At 53.0% G+C, this 12,726-nt stretch carries 13 protein-coding genes and 1 tRNA gene; 3 read left to right on the top strand and 11 right to left on the bottom strand.

Annotated elements, in window-relative coordinates; all coding sequences use genetic code 11:
- Positions 1-42 precede the first annotated feature (42 nt).
- Positions 43-2,481: a TonB-dependent receptor gene (locus A0W33_RS07075; RefSeq protein WP_068837509.1), complete on the bottom strand. Its 2,439-nt coding sequence runs from the start codon at positions 2,479-2,481 to the stop codon at positions 43-45.
- A 375-nt stretch (positions 2,482-2,856) separates the two neighbouring features.
- Here A0W33_RS07075 and A0W33_RS07070 point away from each other — a divergent pair, with 375 nt between their 5' ends.
- On the top strand, positions 2,857-3,414 hold the full coding sequence (locus tag A0W33_RS07070; protein WP_068837508.1) for a type 1 glutamine amidotransferase domain-containing protein: 558 nt from the start codon (positions 2,857-2,859) through the stop codon (positions 3,412-3,414).
- Positions 3,415-3,490: 76 nt separating this feature from the next.
- Here A0W33_RS07070 and A0W33_RS07065 read toward each other — a convergent pair whose 3' ends face one another.
- The 3 genes from A0W33_RS07065 to A0W33_RS07055 all read right to left on the bottom strand — a co-directional run bounded on the left by A0W33_RS07065 (position 3,491) and on the right by A0W33_RS07055 (position 5,673).
- Positions 3,491-4,039, bottom strand: a complete 549-nt coding sequence (locus A0W33_RS07065) for a DUF6992 family protein (RefSeq protein WP_068837507.1) — start codon at positions 4,037-4,039, stop codon at positions 3,491-3,493.
- 122 nt (positions 4,040-4,161) lie between these two features.
- Positions 4,162-4,884 carry a YceI family protein gene (locus A0W33_RS07060; protein WP_068837506.1) on the bottom strand — a complete coding sequence of 241 codons (723 nt, stop codon included), beginning with the start codon at positions 4,882-4,884 and terminating at the stop codon, positions 4,162-4,164.
- A 159-nt stretch (positions 4,885-5,043) separates the two neighbouring features.
- Positions 5,044-5,673, bottom strand: a complete 630-nt coding sequence (locus A0W33_RS07055) for a porin family protein (protein ID WP_068839980.1) — start codon at positions 5,671-5,673, stop codon at positions 5,044-5,046.
- Positions 5,674-6,202: 529 nt separating this feature from the next.
- Here A0W33_RS07055 and A0W33_RS07050 point away from each other — a divergent pair.
- A complete protein-coding gene (locus A0W33_RS07050) occupies positions 6,203-7,105 on the top strand; it encodes a histone deacetylase family protein (protein ID WP_068837505.1) in 903 nt (300 codons plus the stop codon).
- Between the two features lie 333 nt (positions 7,106-7,438).
- Here the strand turns inward: A0W33_RS07050 and A0W33_RS07045 are convergent, their stop codons facing one another.
- The 4 genes from A0W33_RS07045 to A0W33_RS07030 all read right to left on the bottom strand — a co-directional run bounded on the left by A0W33_RS07045 (position 7,439) and on the right by A0W33_RS07030 (position 10,786).
- Entirely contained in the window at positions 7,439-7,645 is a 207-nt protein-coding gene (locus A0W33_RS07045) for a hypothetical protein (protein WP_068837504.1), read from the bottom strand.
- A gap of 22 nt (positions 7,646-7,667) precedes the next feature.
- Positions 7,668-8,375 carry a methyltransferase domain-containing protein gene (locus A0W33_RS07040; RefSeq protein ID WP_068837503.1) on the bottom strand — a complete coding sequence of 236 codons (708 nt, stop codon included), beginning with the start codon at positions 8,373-8,375 and terminating at the stop codon, positions 7,668-7,670.
- A complete protein-coding gene (locus tag A0W33_RS07035; protein ID WP_068837502.1) occupies positions 8,362-9,477 on the bottom strand; it encodes a type III polyketide synthase in 1,116 nt (371 codons plus the stop codon). The genes A0W33_RS07040 and A0W33_RS07035 overlap by 14 nt, the downstream gene beginning before the upstream one ends.
- 193 nt (positions 9,478-9,670) lie before the next feature.
- On the bottom strand, positions 9,671-10,786 hold the full coding sequence (locus A0W33_RS07030; protein WP_068837501.1) for an NAD(P)/FAD-dependent oxidoreductase: 1,116 nt from the start codon (positions 10,784-10,786) through the stop codon (positions 9,671-9,673).
- A 187-nt stretch (positions 10,787-10,973) separates the two neighbouring features.
- Between A0W33_RS07030 and A0W33_RS07025 the strand changes: the two genes are divergently transcribed.
- Positions 10,974-11,354: a T9SS type A sorting domain-containing protein gene (locus A0W33_RS07025; protein WP_068837500.1), complete on the top strand. Its 381-nt coding sequence runs from the start codon at positions 10,974-10,976 to the stop codon at positions 11,352-11,354.
- 106 nt (positions 11,355-11,460) lie between these two features.
- Here A0W33_RS07025 and A0W33_RS07020 read toward each other — a convergent pair whose 3' ends face one another.
- From A0W33_RS07020 to A0W33_RS07010, 3 genes are all read right to left on the bottom strand, one after another.
- Positions 11,461-11,844: a hypothetical protein gene (locus tag A0W33_RS07020; protein WP_068837499.1), complete on the bottom strand. Its 384-nt coding sequence runs from the start codon at positions 11,842-11,844 to the stop codon at positions 11,461-11,463.
- A 54-nt stretch (positions 11,845-11,898) separates the two neighbouring features.
- Positions 11,899-12,297, bottom strand: coding sequence for a hypothetical protein (locus A0W33_RS07015; RefSeq protein ID WP_068837498.1), 399 nt, complete (start codon positions 12,295-12,297; stop codon positions 11,899-11,901).
- Positions 12,298-12,459: 162 nt separating this feature from the next.
- Positions 12,460-12,531 (bottom strand) — tRNA-Arg (locus tag A0W33_RS07010).
- Between the last annotated feature and the right edge of the window lie 195 nt (positions 12,532-12,726).

Raw genomic sequence — 12,726 nt, 5'->3', positions numbered from 1 at the left:
AGCAAATGTCGGCACCTTTTTTTATTGTTTTAGCAGGTCTGCTTAAAATCTGTAAGTAACTACCCCTGAAAAATTTCTCGGCTGGATCCGGTCGATGTAGTTGGAGCGGTAGGCATCGTATCCCACCTCGTTCAGCACGTTGTTGAACAGGGCCCGCACGCCCCAGTGCTTCTCAAATTCGTAGCCGATCTGCGCATTCACGATTGTATAGGCCTTGTTGTACCACGGGGCGGTGTTAGGCTCTATGGCATGGTATTCCACGCCTGCCACCGTCCAGTCGTTGTAAGGGCGCTCGCCCAGGTAGTAAGCGCCTGCTCCGAAGTTTAACCGCTCCAGAATGCCGCTCTGCACAGTGTAGTTGGCGTAGGCGTTAAAGGTGTGCTTCGGTGTGTTGTTAGGCGCAGAGCCCGGTACAAAAGTAGTATGCTCTTTATACTGTGCGTCGATGTAGGCATAGCCCGCCACTACCTCCAGGTTCTCCAGCACGCGGCCTGTCAGCTCCACCTCAATGCCTTTGCGCTCGTCGTTACCGCCCTTTATGTAGTAACCTGTCTCCAGCACGGTACCGTTCTCATCCACCATAAAGGCTTTCAGGTTCATGTCCTTGTTGTTGATCTGGTAGAAGGTAAGGTTGAAGCGCAGGCGATCGTTCAGCCACTCTGACTTAATGCCGGCCTCAAACTGATTGATGCGCTCAGCTCCCAGCGGGTTGCCGTTTACGTCCACCACGGCGGCAGAGCGCGGGTTGGTGCTGTTGGTGTAGGAGCCGAAGATGTTCAGGCCGTCTTTTACCGTAAACATCACGCCCGCCAGTGGGTTCCAAAACTCGGAGGTGGCGCTCTCCTCGCCTTCGTCTTTAGACTTGTTCGTGCTGTAGCGCACGCCGCCATACACTCTCGCCCAGTTCGTCAGCTGAATCACATCCTGCAGCGTTACCCCAAAGCGGTAGTCGTAGGCCTGTGTGCCGCCAGTGCGCTCAAAAGCAGGAACAGTCTCCGGCAGTACATTCGTTACCGTGGATGGATCGAGCACGTTGATCTGGTCAATTGCGATAGAGTTGTAAGTAGGCTGGAACAAATCGATGTAGCGGTAATCGGCTCCCACCTGAAACGTATGCTTGATGTTGCCTGTCTCCAACTCGCGGCCCACCAGGTCGAACTGCAACACAGTGCTGTTGTCTTCGCGGGTGTTGTTGTGGGCGATGGAGCGCCGGTACCAGTTCACCTGGTCTACGTTTATATCTTTGGCCGCATCTTTCTTCAAAGCCGACAAGCCTGTTCGAATGCCGTCGGAGTTGTAGTTGGAGTTAAAGAAGGCGGCGCGCAAGTATAAATTGTTTGTCAGGTCATACTTGTAGCGGGCGGCGTAGGTGGCATGCTTGATATCGGTCTTGTCGGATTCAAAACCAAGGAATCTTTCCGAAGGCAGGTCATAGATCAGGTTCTCCTCATTGCCTACTGAGAGATTAACCGTTCCCGCGTCAATTGCCTGCTCTTCCCTGAAGTAATCCATCTCTAGCGTCAGGGTGCTTTTGGCGTTTGGTCGCCACTCCACTGAAGGGTTGATGTAGAACGACTCGTTGTCCATATGGTCGCGGAACTTGCCGCCGTTTTCGTAGGCACCGTTCAGGCGCACCGCAAGCTTCCCGTCTGCATCCACCACGCGCTGCACATCAAACGTAGGTCGAATCAGGCCCCAGCTACCGGCGCGCAGCGATACGGTACCAGAGTTCTCGAAGTTAGGCGTTTTGGTAACGATGTTCACAATGCCGCCCGGCCCGCCCAGATCAGTACTGGCACCCATGGTAATAGCGCTGGCGCCCTTCAGCACCTGGACACTCTCCACGCCCTGCATGTCGGTAGAGAAGCCGCCACCACGGAAATCCGTCATCACACGCACCCCGTTTTTGAGAGTAGGGATACCGCGGAAACCACGTGAGGAAATGCTCTCCCGCACACCGCCAAACGTAGCATAAGTATAAACGCCCGGCACATTACGCACGCCCTCGATAACTGTCAGGGCGCCCTGCTGCTCAATCAGCCTTTCCGAGATAACCGAAATACTCTGGATTTGCTCGCTCGGCTTTAGTGGCAGGCGGGTGATGGCATCGAGTTTCTCCGGCTGCTTGTCGCGCTCCCCGAACACCTCGATCTGGGTTACCTGGTTGGCTTTGGCCGGCAAGTTAAAGCGGATGGTTTTTGTCTCCCCTTTGCCTAATGTCACCGCTTCTGCCATGCTGTTGAAGCCCAGCATCATGGCCCGCACCTGGTAAGCCCCTTCCGGCAGGTGGATGATCTTAAAGTAACCGTTATCATCGGTTACGGTGCTGAAGTTGGTGTTTTCTACTACAATGCTGGCAGCAGCGAGTGGCCCCCCGCTCTCCTGCAGTACCCGCCCTTGAATGGCCGAACTTCTGTGCTGGGCCCATGCCAGTTGCGTAAAAAGGAAGCACAGGCAGATAAGTATATATTTCTTAAACATTACCAGGTGTATATAGGTGGTTTGATGATTTTACTTTATCAGAACTTTACTTGCGCGTGCTGCGGCGGCATGCTCTGCAGGGTGTTTTAACACCAGAATGCGCTTCGCTTTTGCCCCTTAGGTTCTGATTGCATACAAACTTACCGCATTGTTTAGACTGAATCCAAATAAGGAAGATTGATTTTGACGGCTTGCCTGCATAATCACTAGTGCTAGGGATGGTAGTTAGTGAAGGCTGCGCGGCGCACCTGCACAAGTATAGGGAAGGGTAGTAGTTAAAAGGAGGGAATTGCGTTAGCTGCGCTTTAACAAATAAGGCGTGGGCGCGTTATTTATAGAACTAGACAATGTTTAACCAATAAAACAAACTTAAGAATGGCGAATAAATTAGAGGGAAAGAAAATAGCAGTACTGGTAGAAGAGGGATTTGAGCAGGTGGAGCTTACCAAGCCCATGCAAGCGTTGAAAGACGCGGGTGCCGAGGCTCACATCATCTCCCCGAACGAAAACAGCGAAATCAAAGCCTGGAACCATACCGAATGGGGCGACAAATTTAAGGTAGACAAGAAGCTAAGCGAGGTAAACGCCAACGACTACAACGGCCTGCTGCTGCCCGGCGGCGTGATGAACCCCGACAACCTGCGCACCAACAAAGAGGCCGTGAGCTTTGTGAACAGCTTTATGGAAAGCGGCAAACCGGTGGCGGCTATCTGCCACGCCCCCTGGACGCTGATTGAAACCGGCAAGGTGAAAGGCAGGAAAATGACCAGCTACCACACGTTGAAGACGGACCTGGTAAACGCTGGCGCAAACTGGGTAGACGAAGAAGTGGTAGTGGACCAGGGACTGGTAACCAGCCGCAACCCGGACGACATCCCGGCCTTCAATAAGAAGATGATAGAGGAGTTTGCCGAAGGAAAGCACAACCGCTAGGCAAACCAGCCCCATTAAAAAAGCCGCACCTGATCAATTTCAGGTGCGGCTTTTTTAATGGGGCTGCAAATATAAATCAGGCTGCCGGGATAAGTTGGAACAGCTGGTTGGCAGGAGCCTCCAACAAAACAACCAAAGCCAGATCGAGGAAAAACAGGAAAGCACCCTGCAGCAGCACCGACTGGCCCCAACCCTGCAGTTTCTCGTAACGGGGTGTGTTGCGTGAGCGCTCCTTCAGGTAAGTTCCCAGCAGCACGTAGGCTACATCCAGGCCCACATTCAGGTACAGTATTTTTTTATACCAGCTGTGCAGTTGCACGCTCTCTGCCAGTGTTTGCGCCATGGCGTCTTTTGTAAGTATGCTGTAAAGGGCAAGCGCAGCTATAATAAGGTTCACGATGTTCCAGTACAGGTTCATCTGGTAAAAGTATCTGCGGTTGCGGGTTGCTTTGGTAAGTTGGTAGCTGCTGATGAGGATGTTCAGGATGGCCCAGCCGCCCAGCACCAGCATGCCTGTTTCCAGCGTATTTGCCTGCTGCTCGTTAAACCGGGCCAACTGCGGGTTCTGTGCACTGGCGGTAAGCGCAAACAAAAGCAAGGGAATCAGGCAAAGGTATTTTCTCATGTGCAATAGGTATTGTTTAGGACTAGGAACGAGCAAAAACGGGCTTTAGCATAAAATAATTCCAGGCTGCAACTAACGCACAGGGGCACAGGACAGGTTAACCAGGTATAAGCTGCTGGCTGCTAACGCTTTTTCGGCTTTGCTACAATGTCCAAACCAATGTTCACTTCAGGCCGGATCGTCTTCTCTCCCAACGAGGTGTCGTAGCGGTACACGAGCCCCCATTTGGTACGGTCTATATTGAAGTTTGCCTTTGCGCGCACCAGGCTGTCTTCCATGGTGAGACGTGCCGGAAACGACACGCTTTTGGTTTGCCCCTTGATGGTCAGGTTGCCGGAGAGGCGGTGAGTGGGGTTTTTAACGCGCTGCTCGCTGTAAGCGGTGGCCTTGGTTTGGCTGGCCTTTTCGCTTAGGCTGTCGTAGGGCGAAATGCCCGTAAGCACAAACTCCGCGGTTTGGTGGCGCTCGGTGTCAAAGAAATCGGGGGAACGCAGGTGCTCGGTCAGTTTTTTGTTGCTCTCCGCGTCAATGGTTTTGTCCGTGGAGCGGGTGGTGGTCATGTCTATCACAAAGTGCCCGCCCGTTAGCAGGTCGTCGGTCATGTACAGTTCCCCGCGCTGCAGGTCGAAAACGCCGTTGTGGCGGCCCGTCATCTTGGCCCCGATCCAGGTAAGCTCACTTTTGGCTGTATCTATCTCAAACACCACAGAAGGCTCCGGCTGTGCCTTTTCCTCGATGGCATCGCCCACAATGGCTTCATCGGTATGGATACTGGTATCACAGGCGCCGAGGGTAAAAAGCAGCAGCGCCAACTGCAGGAGCAGCGTACAGGGGGGCTTGGCCATAGGGGTTGGGTTAGGTTAAAAACGCCGCAGCGATGCCTAACTTACGTTGTAACTACTTAAAACGATATATTTTACAACCGCAAATGCCCCTAAAAAGCAGAAGCCAGGCACCCGGCCCGGCTTCGTAGGCATACTTTTATACTTTCGGCAGGCGCCTGGCTATAGGCTGATGCCCAGGTACACCTGTATCACCCCCGTCTTTATATTCTGGTCGATGCTGTTGCCGTTGTCGTCTTCCTTGCGCAGGTCGGCAAAGCTGTGGACGTAGCGTGCTCCTACCCTCAGGCGCTCCAGAAAACGTGCCTCCAGGCCAGCGGCAAGGCCATAGTCAAACGTGTTGTAGGGCTCCAGGTCAATTTCCTTGTCCTCCTGCTTGGATGACATCATCACCCCCACCTGCGGGCCAAGGTGTGCGCTGAAACTGTCGGAAATATTGAACACGGCCAGTACAGGCACTTCAAGGTAGTCGAACCTGAAAACCGAGTCCTGCCGCTCAAAGCCCCTGCGGGTATAAAGCAGCTCGGGCTGAATAGAGAAGAATTCCTCGCTGATGGCAAACTGGGCAAAGATACCAGCGTGAAAAGACGTGAAATTGTTTGTTTCGCCATAGATATCGGCATCGCTGCCGTGCACGTTCGAGAAGTTGACGCCGCCTTTTATACCGATACCTGAGTTAGGTGACCTGCTGAACAAGTTATGGTTTTGGTTTACCGGGTTAGGACCTTCTATCTGTGCATAACCCGTCACTGAAAAGATCATCAGTAGCGCGAGTAACAGTTGCTTTTTCATAGTGTGTGGCTTTAGCTTATCGATTCCCATACTTGAGAATATCTACTTATGTTTATACTTGATTTATCTCCTCAGGTTATAGGTACATGCCCGTCAGGAAACCTGAGCTGCTGGAATGATTTTTATGAGCGCCACAAAGTATAAATGCAGGCAGGGTGTTAGAATGTGATTATTAGTGGATGTGGTGGCTTGGTTGGTTCCGTTTGCAGCCAGAAACAAGGCTTAAACTAAATATAGTGCCGCCGTTGTTTTTAATGGAATATTACGTTTTTCAGGCTTTGTTAATAGGCAATCAACACAAAATCGTGGATAAGCCTGTTGAGTTAACATAGTTATCCACAATGACACCTCTGAAAACAAGGGGAATTCCACTTGCGTGGGCCGATTCTGAAAAAGTTTCAGAATTTATCAACTCAGCAGTTGGTAAGGCTGTTAATTGCACTGGCCTGAGAAAGTGGTGCCTGTGTTTTGGGACTCTCCTGTAAGTATAACTAAACCTTGGCGGCGCAATTCTTGTTAGCTTTGCGATATGCTGAAGATAGCTTGGTCTGAGATATTCGCCCACAGCCTGCCGGAGAACCACCGCTTCCCAATGGCGAAGTATGAGTTGCTGCCTGAGCAGCTGCTGTACGAGGGCACCATTACTTCTGATAATCTTTTTGCACCGGAGCCACTACCCGCACAGTTTATACTTGACACGCACGACGCCGACTACTGGCACCGCCTGAGCCACCTGCAACTGTCTGCCTCCGAAGTACGGAAGACAGGCTTTCCGCTTTCTGAGCAGCTGGTGCAGCGCGAGGTGGTAATTATGAACGGCACTGTGCAGGCGGCTTTGTTTGCGCTGGAGTATGGCATCGGGATGAACATTGCCGGCGGCACCCACCACGCCTTTACCAACCGCGGCGAGGGCTTCTGCCTGCTCAACGACATCGCCATTGCCGCAAACCACCTGCTCAGGTATAAAGGCATCGGCAAAGTGCTGGTGGTGGACCTGGATGTGCACCAGGGCAACGGCACTGCCCAGATCTTTGAAAACGAGCCGCGCGTGTTTACCTTCAGCATGCACTGCGGCCACAACTATCCTTTCCACAAAGAGAACTCCGACCTGGACGTACCGCTGGCTGAGGGCACGGACGACAAAACTTACCTGCACCTGCTCCGGCACCACCTGCCGCGCCTGCTCGATGCCGTGCAGCCGGAGTTCGTGTTTTTTCAGTCGGGGGTGGATGTGCTGGCTACCGATAAGTTAGGCAAACTGGGCATGAGCATAGACGGCTGCAAACAGCGCGACCGCACGGTGCTGGAGCTTTGCCGGCAACACAACCTGCCCGTGGCGGTAAGTATGGGCGGCGGCTACTCCAGGCAAATAGCGCATATCGTAGAGGCCCACGCCAACACCTTCCGGCTGGCGCAACAGCTGTGGTTTTGAGTTAGATAGTTACAATGTTTAGGAGTTAGAAAGGTAGCCTTGGTTTGCTTGATATTTCAGCTAGCTATGCTTGTGTGACCCCACTACCTGGAGGAAGTATGGAAATACTAGCGGGAAACAATTCCCCTCCTCGGAGGGGTTAGGGGTGAGTTTATACTTCTGGCGTGCTTCTCCATACCTGTTTTTCTGAATGTCGTTCCCTGACTGTCATTTCGAGCAAAGCGAAAAATCTATCTGGAATGCGTGGAGATCTCTCCTATCGGCGAGATGAAAGTAAACTTAGAACGGCATCACTATAAAAAGAGGATAAAATAGGCTCGGGAAGAAACGCTCCTAATCCCTTTTCCCCAGCTTATCAGAGCTATCCTTTTTGGCGGGGAAGAAGCGCCTTAGTATAAAGAAAACAACAGGAGTCAGGGCAAGCACCAGTATGGCCATCAGCACAAGCTTCAGTGCTTTAACGAACACCGAGATCAGCAACGCCGAGATGACGATGGAGACGGCAAAGAGAATCCAGAGGTTAATGGTTTTCTTGGTCATAGTTTCTTGTCAGAGGCGTGAATCAGGGCTTATGTAGCAGCAGCTGCCACCGGAAAGCCCACATCCAGCGCAGTTTATACGTGCTTATACCTGCATCCCGCACCAACCGTTCCAGTTCCGGCCGTTTAAAGGCGCGCCATACCGAAAGCGGCCCGTCGTTCTGCACCATCGGCGATTTGGAAAACACAGCTGTCAGGCACTTGATGGAGTAGTACGCGAGCCAGTGCCGGTGCAGGTCGTTGATGATAACGGCCAGTTGCGCCTGCTGGTGCAGTTGCCGGAACATCTGCACCAGTTGCTCATCGGTGAAGTGGTGGCAAAACAGGCTGCACACCACCACATCATACTGCTCGCGGGCAAACTCATCCGAGAAAACGTCGTGCTGCTCTACCTGTATCTCCGGAAACTCGCTGCAGTGATTGCGGGCGTACTGCACAATAAAATCGTTCGCATCTACCCCCACCAGCTCTACTTTTACGCCTTTGCGACGCGCCCAGCGGGCAATGTTCTTCATGGTGTCGCCGCCGCCGCAGCCAATATCAGCAATGCGCAGGAGCTGCGGTTTATGTTCGGCCACCAGCTTATCGAGCGCATCCAGAATCACCTTATGCCCACCCAGCCAGTTATTAATCACCTCCAGTTCGTTCAGGGTCTGGCGCATCTCGTCTGAGGAGATGGTCAGGTCGTCCATGATCTCGGGCTCGTATGACCGGTGTTTAAGCGTCCACATAATGTACTTTCAGTAGCATGGATTCGAGCGTAAGGCCGGGGCCGAAAGCGAAGCTCAGCACCGGCTCGTCCTGGTGTTGCGGCGTGAGGGTGTCCATCAGGGCCTTCAGCACAAACAGCACCGTGGCCGACGACATGTTGCCGAACTCGCGCAGCACCTGGTAGGCAAAGCGATTGTCGTCGCGCGTCATACCCAGTTCCTTTTCAATCACCTCCAGTATACGGCGCCCACCGGGGTGGATGGCATACAGGTTAATTTCGGAAGCTTTCGTTTTGAGGCCCTGCAGCAGGCGGTCGGTAAGCGCTTTGATACCGTCTTTAATCAGCTCAGGCACATAAGAGGACAGCGTCATCTCAAAGCCCGTGTCGCCGATGTGCCAGGCCATCTCGCTTTTGCCAGCCGGTGCCAGGTCGCAGTGGAAAGACTGTAGCTCCAGGGCCATCTCACAGCTTGGCTGCCCCTGCACCAGCACGGCTGCGGAGCCATCGCCAAACAGCGCGTTCGACACCAGTTGGTCCTGCTCAGTGTTTTTCTGGAAGTGGATGGTGCAAATCTCGGTGCAAACCACCATCACTTTTGCCTCCGGCGTGGATTTGCAGATGGAGTCAGCCAGTTTAAGCGCGTTGAAAGCGGCATAGCAGCCCATGAAATTAACGGAGGTACGCTGCACGGTGGTAGGCAGCCCCAGCCGCTCCACCAGTTCAATATCCAAACCGGGCGCATACATGCCCGTGCAGCTTACGGTAATAAGGTGCGTGATATCCTCCATACCTGTTTCCGGCGCCTGCTCCAGGCACGTGCGAATCGCCTGCTCCGACAGCGCCACAGCATGCTCGCGGTATACGCCCATGCGCTGCTGCACCGTGGGAAAAGGCTCCAGGGTAGGGGTGTTGGGATAAAAGGTGAAGTCGCCGTTGTCGCGGGTATAGTCCTCCAGCACGCTGAAGCGCTGGCCGATGCCCGTTAAGCGGTAGAGCGCCTGCAACTTTCGGGTGTCGCGCTCACCGAACTGTAAAATATTGGCCATGAAATCAGCTACCTGCATCTGCGGTATCTTGTGGGGTGGGTTGGCTGTGCCGATAGCACATAGGTAGCTTTTCATAGGGTCCTGTTACGAAGTATGGAAGTCGTTGTTATCATAGTATAAAAATGGCGGTACCGGTGGCCACGGGAGTTAGCAAGCCTGCAAAGGCAAGGTGTGGCTTTTAGGTTTGATAGTTGCAGCGGAGCAGTTGGTGCCCGCTACTTATGCTAACAGGTACGCAGGCGACTTGTTAATAGATTTGTACTATTTTTCAGAAGGGCTGGCCGTGCGTGCGGCGCATAATCAGCTTTACGGCCGCCGGAATATGTTTCAGCGCGCCCACCGCCACCTCCGACACCACCGGGCTGCCAAACAGGTTTTGTACGGTGCGGCCCACGCGCAGCCGGCTCTCGAACTGCTTTTTCCAGGCACGGGTATAACCCGCCTCCAGCGCCTGCCGGTTTTGGCCTTCTGAGAAGTAGTAGAGCACCTGCTCCGTCAGCAGCTTGGCCGAATGGATGGCAATGGCCATGCCGTTGCCGCAGAGTGGCGTGATCATGCCGGCAGAGTCGCCTCCCATCAGGATATGGTCTTCTACACAGGTTTTGGTGGCGAAGGATACCTCGTTGATCACCTCCGGCTGCTCGTACATAAACTCCCCCGTCTCAAAAATATGGCGCAGGTGCGGGTTCCGGTAAAGCACGGCCTGCTCCATGGCAGGTATGGTGCCGTGCTTTTTCAGGTTATCGCGGGTGGTGAGGTAGCAGAGGCAGTAGCAGTCGCCCTCAATGGCTGAAGTGCCGGCGTAGCCGTCTTTAAAGTTGTGCAGGGCAATCAGGTCGCGCGGGAAATCATACTTCACGTGGTACTTCACACCGATGTACGGGGAGCGGTTCTGAAAAAAGCGGCGGTTTAGCTGGCGATCTAGGTTGGAGCGCTTGCCGTAGGCGCCGATCGCCACGCGCGCCTGAACCGTTTGGCCGCCAGAAAGTTGGGCGGTGAAAATGTCGTTCTCAAAGCTAACCTCCCGCACCGTTTTCTGAAGTATAAACCGTACGCCCGCCTGTTCGGCCAGCTGATACAGATAATTATCAAGCGTAAAGCGGCTTAGGCCAAACCCGCCTAAGTCCAGTTTAGCCTCCAGCTCCTTGCCGGTGGGGGAGGTTAGCAGAAAGCGGTTGATGCGGGCGGGGCCCAGTGAGCTAACGGACACACCCAGCTGGCACAGGTAAGGCAGCACTTCGTTCGATACATACTCCCCACACACCTTATGGAAGGGGTACGCCTTCTTTTCGACAAGCTTAACCTGCAGGCCCGCCCGTGCCAGCCCCAGTGCGCTGACAAGTCCTGCGAGCCCCCCTCCAATTACCAACACATCATTTGTCATTTTTTTCTAATTTTGCGTATATCCTTTTTATCCTAAATAAAAGCGAAATACTTGGTGAATGCCCCTGTTTTTAGGGGTACAATACAAGAACAAAATAAGGGGTGTATCGTTTTAAATAAGTGGAACGACTTTTGTCTATTACCTTATTACCTACTAACTTACTATAGGACTTCTACTACTAGAATATATGAAAAAAATTATACTTGCTGTTTTTATGAGCGTGTCTGTGCTGATGGCACAGGCGCAAATAAAGGCCCCGGCTCAGGTGCAGGCGGCGCAGGAAACTAACCAACAGAACCCGCTTGGGTTAGCGCAGGAGGAGGATGTGGCTATTTACCCTAACCCAAGTAATGGCGTCTTCACGATTTCTATCTCTAACCTGAAAGCCCAGAAACTGGAGCTGAGCATTATTAACGTTATCGGAAACGAGATTCACCGCGAAACGTTGACGCGCTCAGAACCCACCCTGACAAGAACCATTAACCTGGACCGTTATGCCAAGGGTTTATACTATGTAAAGCTGGAGGCGGATAACTACAGTGCCGTGCGGCGGGTGGTAGTGAAATAGCAGCGACTCTTACAATATATGTGGCGGCGGCCTTTGCTTTGCAAGGGCCGCCGCTTTTTTGTGTCCGCCGCTGCAGCAAGGACCAACACCCAAATGCCACCTGTTGTTACCTGCGCTCCGGCAGTATGGTTTTAGGAATATAACCGGTGTGGGAGGTGGTGTCTTTGCGCATGCGGGCTTTGGCAAACATCACGTTGGCTGTGTCGAGGATGTACACCTGCTGGGACGTATCGAAGTACACAACGGTGCTGGCCTTGAAGTCGGGGCGGCTGTACAGTTTGCCGCTTACCAGCGGCCTGGTGGCATAGATCGCGTCCGGGGGAAGGGGCGGGGCTTGGTCTATACGGGCATTATCCACCTGTTCCTGTGTGTTTGTGCCGGTGCTATCGCCGGAGCAGGCGCCAAGAAGGAGAAGGGCTAAAACTAAGAGCAGCGTTTTTTCCATGAACAGGTTTGCTATACTTCCCCTGTTATATGCTTTCGCGCCCATTAGGTTACAGGCGCAGGCGCAAATCCATACCCTATAACCAGGCTTTAGGAACTCTTACTCCGCCAGCAGCCACTCCAGGGCAGAATCTTGGTCGGTGAAATCCATCAAAGGGAAGGACAGTTGTAGTTGTTCCTTTACGCTTTGCACGTTGCGTTCGCGGTTGTGGTCTGTGGCCACCATCCGTGATACTTTGCTTAGGCGGGTGTTTGCCAGGTCAGCCCCGAACTCCCTGAGCACGGCCATGTACTCGGCATCGCTCACGTCTACCTGAACCTGGCGGGTGTCCAGAAACAGCTTTTTAATATCGTAGTTGCGGATTGTCTCCACCATCACCTGCAGGGCATGCCGGGCTTCGCTCACCGCATACTCCTGAAACTGCGGCCACTCCACATGCAGCAAATCTGTGGCAGGGTTGTAGTCGAGGGTAATAAGTCCGTTCTGGAAGAGTATCATGCGGCTAATTTAATCAAAAAAAGGGATGCGGTGCAGCATTCGTGCAACAGAAGGCACTAGTCGGCCCTTAGTATACTACAGCTAACCAGTACACCTAGACCGCAGACACAGGCGGCGCTATAAAAGAAGCCAGCCGCTGAAAAGCAAAGGCTGGCTTTTTAGTGGCCCCGAGCAGAATCGAACTGCTATCTAAAGTTTAGGAAACTCCTATTCTATCCGTTGAACTACAGGGCCGGAAAATTTGATCTGGTAGCCTTCATCGAGATCTGGCTCACTACGGCGTCAGCCTGAATTTATATTACAGCAACTTCAGCAGGTTGTAAGCATAATACCGTTGTAAGTCAGCCACACGCGCAAATATAAGACATTGGCGCCATCATACAAGGCTGTTCTACGTGTAAAGTTAGGCCCCGGTACGGGGTAACAGGG

The sequence above is a fragment of the Pontibacter akesuensis genome, assembly GCF_001611675.1.
Taxonomy (GTDB): Bacteria; Bacteroidota; Bacteroidia; order Cytophagales; family Hymenobacteraceae; genus Pontibacter; species Pontibacter akesuensis.
The sequence above is the reverse complement of the archived record's forward strand: the minus strand, read 5'-3'. Positions and strand labels throughout refer to the sequence as shown.

Coding starts and splice junctions, on each gene's coding strand:
- A0W33_RS07075 (WP_068837509.1), bottom strand. CDS start 2,481: ATGTTTAAGAAATATATACTTATCTGCCTGTGCTTCCTTTTTACGCAA.
- A0W33_RS07070 (WP_068837508.1), top strand. CDS start 2,857: ATGGCGAATAAATTAGAGGGAAAGAAAATAGCAGTACTGGTAGAAGAG.
- A0W33_RS07065 (WP_068837507.1), bottom strand. CDS start 4,039: ATGAGAAAATACCTTTGCCTGATTCCCTTGCTTTTGTTTGCGCTTACC.
- A0W33_RS07060 (WP_068837506.1), bottom strand. CDS start 4,884: ATGGCCAAGCCCCCCTGTACGCTGCTCCTGCAGTTGGCGCTGCTGCTT.
- A0W33_RS07055 (WP_068839980.1), bottom strand. CDS start 5,673: ATGAAAAAGCAACTGTTACTCGCGCTACTGATGATCTTTTCAGTGACG.
- A0W33_RS07050 (WP_068837505.1), top strand. CDS start 6,203: ATGCTGAAGATAGCTTGGTCTGAGATATTCGCCCACAGCCTGCCGGAG.
- A0W33_RS07045 (WP_068837504.1), bottom strand. CDS start 7,645: ATGACCAAGAAAACCATTAACCTCTGGATTCTCTTTGCCGTCTCCATC.
- A0W33_RS07040 (WP_068837503.1), bottom strand. CDS start 8,375: ATGTGGACGCTTAAACACCGGTCATACGAGCCCGAGATCATGGACGAC.
- A0W33_RS07035 (WP_068837502.1), bottom strand. CDS start 9,477: ATGAAAAGCTACCTATGTGCTATCGGCACAGCCAACCCACCCCACAAG.
- A0W33_RS07030 (WP_068837501.1), bottom strand. CDS start 10,786: ATGACAAATGATGTGTTGGTAATTGGAGGGGGGCTCGCAGGACTTGTC.
- A0W33_RS07025 (WP_068837500.1), top strand. CDS start 10,974: ATGAAAAAAATTATACTTGCTGTTTTTATGAGCGTGTCTGTGCTGATG.
- A0W33_RS07020 (WP_068837499.1), bottom strand. CDS start 11,844: ATGGGCGCGAAAGCATATAACAGGGGAAGTATAGCAAACCTGTTCATG.
- A0W33_RS07015 (WP_068837498.1), bottom strand. CDS start 12,297: ATGATACTCTTCCAGAACGGACTTATTACCCTCGACTACAACCCTGCC.